This is a genomic window from Eggerthella sp. (assembly GCF_048329335.1).
GTDB classification, from domain to species: Bacteria; Actinomycetota; Coriobacteriia; order Coriobacteriales; family Eggerthellaceae; genus Eggerthella; species Eggerthella lenta.
The window spans coordinates 1-5,055 of record NZ_DBFEGU010000414.1 but is presented as its reverse complement, the minus strand read 5'-3'; the positions used below and the strand labels follow the sequence as shown (position 1 = coordinate 5,055).

Genomic DNA, 5,055 nt, shown 5'->3' with positions numbered 1-5,055 from the left:
GGTTCAGATGGGCTAGAGGTCGCGCGTCGCGTACCCGCGAACCGCCGCGCGCTCCGATACGACGTACAAGGCGAGCGCCGCCGCCGTGACGCATCCTCCCACGACGAGCGCGCCGCCCAGCGACTGCGCGGCGACGACGATCCGACCCACGAGGGGAAGGAACGCGTCGAAGTTCATGGAGCGAAACGCGTAGATCCATCCCATGAGGGCGAGCATGAAGGCGAAGGGGATGTAGCTGGCGAGTTTGCGGTGGCTGTCGGCGAACATGAACGGCAGCAGCACGCTGAACATGGCGATGGTGAGGGCGAACGTGCCGGCCGCGAACGATACGACGCCCGCAGCGTCGAAGCCTACGGCGAAATGGCGGACAAGCGGAAGCCCCGGCACAACGGCGTTGACGATGCAAGCGGTCGTATACGCTGCGACGCCGGGGGCGACGCATCCGGCGACGACGATGGCGATGCTTGCGTAGCGTCCCGCCACTACGTTTGCTCGCGAAAGCGGCAAAGCCTGGCGAAAGGCGACCCAATCGCGCCGCTGGTCGCGCAGCAGCATGGGCATGAGCACCATGTGGGACATGGGGAAGCCGGTGAGCAGGATGATGGGAGTCGCGTTGCCCGCCACCAGGCATATGCCCGTTGCAAGGAGCGCCCACAGCGCCACGTTCTTCGGCAGCGATTTCGCCAAAGCGAGGAAATCGGCAAGCATCATGGTCTTCATGGGGCGCTCCTTTTCCGTTCGCTAGAGCTCGCGTTTATGGTACAGCTTGGTGGAGATTGCGGCCGAGATCGCGTAGACGGCGGCCGTGATCGCAAGAACTCCGGCAGCGATGGCGATGGTGCCCGCGGGCGACTCCAACAGGTTCAGCACGTTCGCGACGAACTCGGGCGGCGGCCCGTTGCCGTCGAGCTGGAACGCGAAGAACACGCCGATTATGATGAGCAGCGGCAGGTAGCGGACGCCCTTCGTCATGCCGAACCGCGAGAACAAGGGCATCGTGACGGACAGCATGACCAAGATGATGGCCAATCCGGCGACGGACGCGAAGAGCATGGCCTGCCACGAGAAGTTCATCATGAGGTCGGCCAGCTGGGGAACGCCGGGGGCGATCTGCGCGACGGCGACCATCACGAGCGTCACCAGCAGGCCTGCCGCGATGCCCAGCAGCGCCAACAGCGCGAAGCTGACGTAGCGGCCTGCGATCACGTTCGATCGCGACATGGGCAAAGCCAGACGGAACTGCTGCCAGTTGGCGCGTTCGTCAAGCGCGAGGATGGTGATGGTCAGCGAGAAGGGAATCATCACGCCCACCATGGGAGCGGCAACGTAGAGGTTTCCTATCACGACGGTGATGAAGATGCCCACGGCGATGGAGACGCCCAGCTGTTGCAGCAGGTATTTCTTCGCGATCAGGAGATCGGACATGATCATGGCTTTCATCGGACCTCTCCTTTCAGCATCATGCCCATGTAGACATCGATATCGGCCTTGTCCACGGGGATGTTCTTGAAGTTCTCGGCGAACGCGAAACGGTCGGGAGCCAGTACGTCGATGCCGTAGGGGTGGCGCATGCTGCGCAGCTCGCCGGGGGCGAAGAAGCCGCTCTCGGCGATGCGCTCGTAGTCGGTCGCGCGGCAGTGCGCGATGCCGGCCAGATCGGTGATCGTGTCCTTCTCGACGGCGAACACGATGCGGCCGGCGTCGATGCACACGATGTAGTCGGCGATCTTCTCCAAATCGCTGGTGATGTGGCTGGACATGAGGATGCCGTGGCGCTCGTCGCGCATGTAGCCGCGCAGGATGTCGAGCGCTTCCTCGCGGGCGAGCGGGTCGAGCCCGGCGGTGGCCTCGTCGAGGATCAGCAGGTCGGGGTCGTGCGCCAGCGCGCAAGCCAGCGACAGCTTCATGCTCATGCCGCGGGAGAGGTCCTTCACCGTCTTGCTCTTAGGCAGCTGGAACTGTGCCAGGCGCTGCTCGAAGTCGGCAGGGCTCCAGGAGTCGTAGCTGTACGACATGAGCTTGCCCACCGAGGCGACGGTCATCTCCTCGGGGAACGAGCAGGTGTCGAACACCACGCCCGTGCGTTGCTTGGCGTCCTTGATCGCCTTGCTGCCGGCGTGCTCGCCGACGTTCTGGCCGAGCAGCTCGATGGAGCCGGCATCGGGGTATATGAGGCCGAGAATGGCCTTGATGGTGGTCGTCTTGCCGGCGCCGTTCGAGCCGATGAAGCCGACGACGCTTCCGGCGGGCACGGTGAGGTCGACGTTTCGGAGGTCGAAGCCGTCATAGTGCTTCGACAAGCTGCGTATGCGGAGGAGGTCGTTCATCAGTCGTCACTTTCTGCGATGAGGTCGAGCATGTCATGGAGCTCCGGGATGCCGACGTTCGCGCCGCGCGCTTCGTCGACGGCCTGGACGAGCAGCTCCTCGATGTGCCGAAGGCGCTCCTCGCGAAGAAGCTCGAGGTTGCCGCCGGCCACGAAGCTGCCCTTGCCGGGCACCGTCTCGATGAAGCCTTGGAGCTCCAGCTCGGCGTACGCGCGCTTGGTCGTGATGACGCTGATGCGCAGGTCGCCGGCCAGTGCTCGGATGGAGGGCAGCTGCTGTCCTTCGCCCAGCTCACCCGTCAGGATGAGGGCCTTCATCTGCGAGACGATCTGGTCGTAGATGGGCTTGTCGCTCGCATTCGAGATGATGATGTCCAACTCAGGCTCCCTTTCGTGGTTTCGTGCGCGAGCACCGGGGCGTCCCCCTGCGCTCGGGTGGCGCGTCGCGGCGTCCCGCTTCGCGCCGGGAGAGGCCAAGCACGTTCCTCGTCCCCTCCGGCCGGGCATCGTCCACTCCGTAACGTGTAGAGTGTATATACCCGATATGCACACTATAAACAATAGATACGGAAGCGTCAAGACAGCGCATGCGATCAACTGCCGTCATTGACGCAATACGGTATTGCGCATCTATGCTCGATGAAGCGAAAGGAGCGTGTCATGGTTGCCGTCATCGACAACGAAGAGCTTCCGAAAGCTTTCCCCTCGCTTGAAGACCTAAGGAGCGGGCATCGTGCATTGACGCCTGAGCGAAAGGCGGAACTGCGGGAGCTTATCCGTTCGACGACGCTTGAGGCGCCCGACGGCTGGGGAGAGCGGTCGTTCAAGGAATTGCTTGAACGAGGCTAGGGAGGAGCGTTATGCGCGCTTGGGAGCTTTCGCGAGGACGGGGTTGACGTAGCGGCCGCGACGCTCGGTCTTCGCACCGTACTGGATGGCGTTCACGGGGCAGCGGTGCAGGCAGGCGAGGCACTGCGTGCAGCCCAGCTCGGCCCAGCGGGGCGCGCCTTCGATGATCGTGATGGTGTTGGTGGGGCAGAGGTCGGCGCACTGGCCGCAGCTGATGCAGGTGGGCAGCGCGAAGAACTCCGAGGTGGATCGCGGCTTCTCGTCCTTTTCGGTGAACTTGGACAGCACGATGCCTAGGGGATTGCGGTGCTCGGCGCGCACGTGCTCGCGGGCTGCGATGCGATTTGCCGTCTCGCGCGCGGCAAGTTCCGCGCCGGCAAGCAGGCGCTTGCGCTTCTCGCCTTGGGCGGGCGCGTACAGGTATGTGCAGTTGCCCACCGATTTCACGCTGAACGAGGCGTCGAGGTTGATGCCCTGCGCGTCCAGCAGGCGCTTGCCGAAGACGCGCGCCGTGCTGCCCACGAACGCGCCGCAGCTGATCACGGCGAAGCAATAGTCGGGCGTGAAGGTTTCCTTGTTGCCCGTGCGGAAGCGGGCTCGCTTGAGGAACGCATCGATGATGGGCGGCGTGGTGTAGTTGTAGACGGGGAAGACGAAGCCCAGCTGCTCGCCTTGCGCGAGCGTGAAGTCGAAGTCCTTGTACTTGTAGGCCGCGCCGATGTCGACGAGCAGGTCGTCCGTTGCGCGCGCGATGGTCTGCGCCGCCGCGAGCGAATTGCCGGTGCCGGTGAAGTAGAAGATCATGAGCCGCCTTTCCGTCTGTATGCCTTCAGTATACCAAGCCGAGCCTGCGCGAACGATGACCCTTTTGCAACCGAAGGCGGTTACGATGTTTCACGTGAAACATTTGTACGTTTGATCGACGTGCGCGTCTGCTTCGCCTCGGACGTCCTTCGCCGTTTCCGGCAGGATCGAAGCGAGCGAATGTTTCACTTGAGACATTCCGCCGCCGAGGCATGCGGCGCCCGTTCGCTTCGCTTTGCGGCTGCTTGAGGCCGCTCTGGTATGATGAGCGGGATACGAAGGCTGCAACGCGAAGGAGAAACCCATGGCGGACGTGCTGTTCATCGAATATCCGAAGTGCTCCACTTGCAAGAAGGCTAAGGCGTGGCTCGACGCGCACGATGTGGCGTACGCCGACCGCCACATCGTGGAGGACAACCCGACGTCCGACGAGCTGGCCGCTTGGCATGCGAAAAGCGGACTGCCGCTGCGCCGTTTCTTCAACACCAGCGGCATGCTGTACCGCGAGCGCAACGTAAAGGCCCTGCTGGATGCCGGCATGAGCGACGCGGACGCCTACGCGCTGTTGGCCGAGAACGGCATGATGGTGAAGCGCCCGCTGGTGGTGGGCGACGACTTCGTGCTGGTCGGCTTCAAAGAGGTCGAGTGGGAGCGGGCGCTGCTCTAGCGCGACAGCGCGCCGGAGCATCGTCGCATCGTCGCGCTAGAGCGCGTCGGTGTCGAGCCACAGCGTGAACGGACCGTCGTTGGTCAGGCTCACGTCCATGTAAGCGCCGAAGCGCCCCGTTTCCACGCGAGGCACGTCGCGGCGCGCGCGTTCGACGAACCATTCGTACAGCCGGTTCGCCTCGTCGGGCGCGCCCGCCTCGGTGAACGAGGGGCGGTTGCCTCGTCTGCAGTTCGCGAACAGGGTGAACTGCGACACGACCAGCACTTCGCCGCCCACGTCGGCTAGCGACAGGTTCGTCTTGCCCTCGGCGTCCTCGAAGATGCGCAGGCGCGCGATCTTGCTCCAGAGGCGTTCGGCCTGCTCCTCGCTGTCGTCGTGACCCACGCCTAGCAGGATGAGCAGCCCG

The 5,055-nt window shown here is 64.0% G+C and carries 8 protein-coding genes; 2 read left to right on the top strand and 6 right to left on the bottom strand.

From position 1 onward, the window contains the following. Positions 1 to 12: 12 nt before the first annotated feature. The 4 genes from ACMO6A_RS12815 to ACMO6A_RS12800 are packed head-to-tail and all read right to left on the bottom strand — an operon-like array spanning position 13 to position 2,704. Positions 13 to 720 carry an ABC-2 transporter permease gene (locus ACMO6A_RS12815; protein ID WP_418471373.1) on the bottom strand — a complete coding sequence of 236 codons (708 nt, stop codon included), beginning with the start codon at positions 718 to 720 and terminating at the stop codon, positions 13 to 15. A gap of 21 nt (positions 721 to 741) precedes the next feature. Continuing rightward, positions 742 to 1,440 carry an ABC-2 transporter permease gene (locus ACMO6A_RS12810; RefSeq protein WP_114516349.1) on the bottom strand — a complete coding sequence of 233 codons (699 nt, stop codon included), beginning with the start codon at positions 1,438 to 1,440 and terminating at the stop codon, positions 742 to 744. Next, the gene (locus tag ACMO6A_RS12805) at positions 1,437 to 2,327 is read right to left on the bottom strand and encodes an ABC transporter ATP-binding protein (RefSeq protein ID WP_114516348.1); all 891 of its coding nucleotides are present in this window, start codon (positions 2,325 to 2,327) and stop codon (positions 1,437 to 1,439) included. Before ACMO6A_RS12805 ends, ACMO6A_RS12810 begins: the two co-directional genes overlap by 4 nt. Next, positions 2,327 to 2,704 (bottom strand): GntR family transcriptional regulator, encoded by a 378-nt coding sequence (locus ACMO6A_RS12800; RefSeq protein ID WP_009306635.1) that lies wholly within the window; start codon positions 2,702 to 2,704, stop codon positions 2,327 to 2,329. The genes ACMO6A_RS12805 and ACMO6A_RS12800 overlap by 1 nt, the downstream gene beginning before the upstream one ends. Before the next feature lie 282 nt (positions 2,705 to 2,986). On the opposite strand from ACMO6A_RS12800, the gene ACMO6A_RS12795 reads away from it, so the two are divergent. Beyond that, positions 2,987 to 3,175: a hypothetical protein gene (locus ACMO6A_RS12795; protein ID WP_009609382.1), complete on the top strand. Its 189-nt coding sequence runs from the start codon at positions 2,987 to 2,989 to the stop codon at positions 3,173 to 3,175. Between the two features lie 9 nt (positions 3,176 to 3,184). Here the strand turns inward: ACMO6A_RS12795 and ACMO6A_RS12790 are convergent, their stop codons facing one another. Then, entirely contained in the window at positions 3,185 to 3,979 is a 795-nt protein-coding gene (locus ACMO6A_RS12790; RefSeq protein WP_009306633.1) for an EFR1 family ferrodoxin, read from the bottom strand. Between the two features lie 304 nt (positions 3,980 to 4,283). Here ACMO6A_RS12790 and ACMO6A_RS12785 point away from each other — a divergent pair, with 304 nt between their 5' ends. Beyond that, positions 4,284 to 4,646 (top strand): arsenate reductase family protein, encoded by a 363-nt coding sequence (locus ACMO6A_RS12785; protein ID WP_114516347.1) that lies wholly within the window; start codon positions 4,284 to 4,286, stop codon positions 4,644 to 4,646. Between the two features lie 36 nt (positions 4,647 to 4,682). Here ACMO6A_RS12785 and dtd read toward each other — a convergent pair. After that, the coding region (dtd, locus tag ACMO6A_RS12780) for a D-aminoacyl-tRNA deacylase (RefSeq protein ID WP_418471372.1) at positions 4,683 to 5,055 on the bottom strand (373 nt) is incomplete at its 5' end.

Excerpts from the sequence above, each read along its gene's own strand:
- ACMO6A_RS12790 (WP_009306633.1), bottom strand. The coding sequence starts at position 3,979 with ATGATCTTCTACTTCACCGGCACCGGCAATTCGCTCGCGGCGGCGCAG.
- ACMO6A_RS12815 (WP_418471373.1), bottom strand. The coding sequence starts at position 720 with ATGAAGACCATGATGCTTGCCGATTTCCTCGCTTTGGCGAAATCGCTG.
- ACMO6A_RS12785 (WP_114516347.1), top strand. The coding sequence starts at position 4,284 with ATGGCGGACGTGCTGTTCATCGAATATCCGAAGTGCTCCACTTGCAAG.
- ACMO6A_RS12810 (WP_114516349.1), bottom strand. The coding sequence starts at position 1,440 with ATGAAAGCCATGATCATGTCCGATCTCCTGATCGCGAAGAAATACCTG.
- ACMO6A_RS12805 (WP_114516348.1), bottom strand. The coding sequence starts at position 2,327 with ATGAACGACCTCCTCCGCATACGCAGCTTGTCGAAGCACTATGACGGC.
- ACMO6A_RS12795 (WP_009609382.1), top strand. The coding sequence starts at position 2,987 with ATGGTTGCCGTCATCGACAACGAAGAGCTTCCGAAAGCTTTCCCCTCG.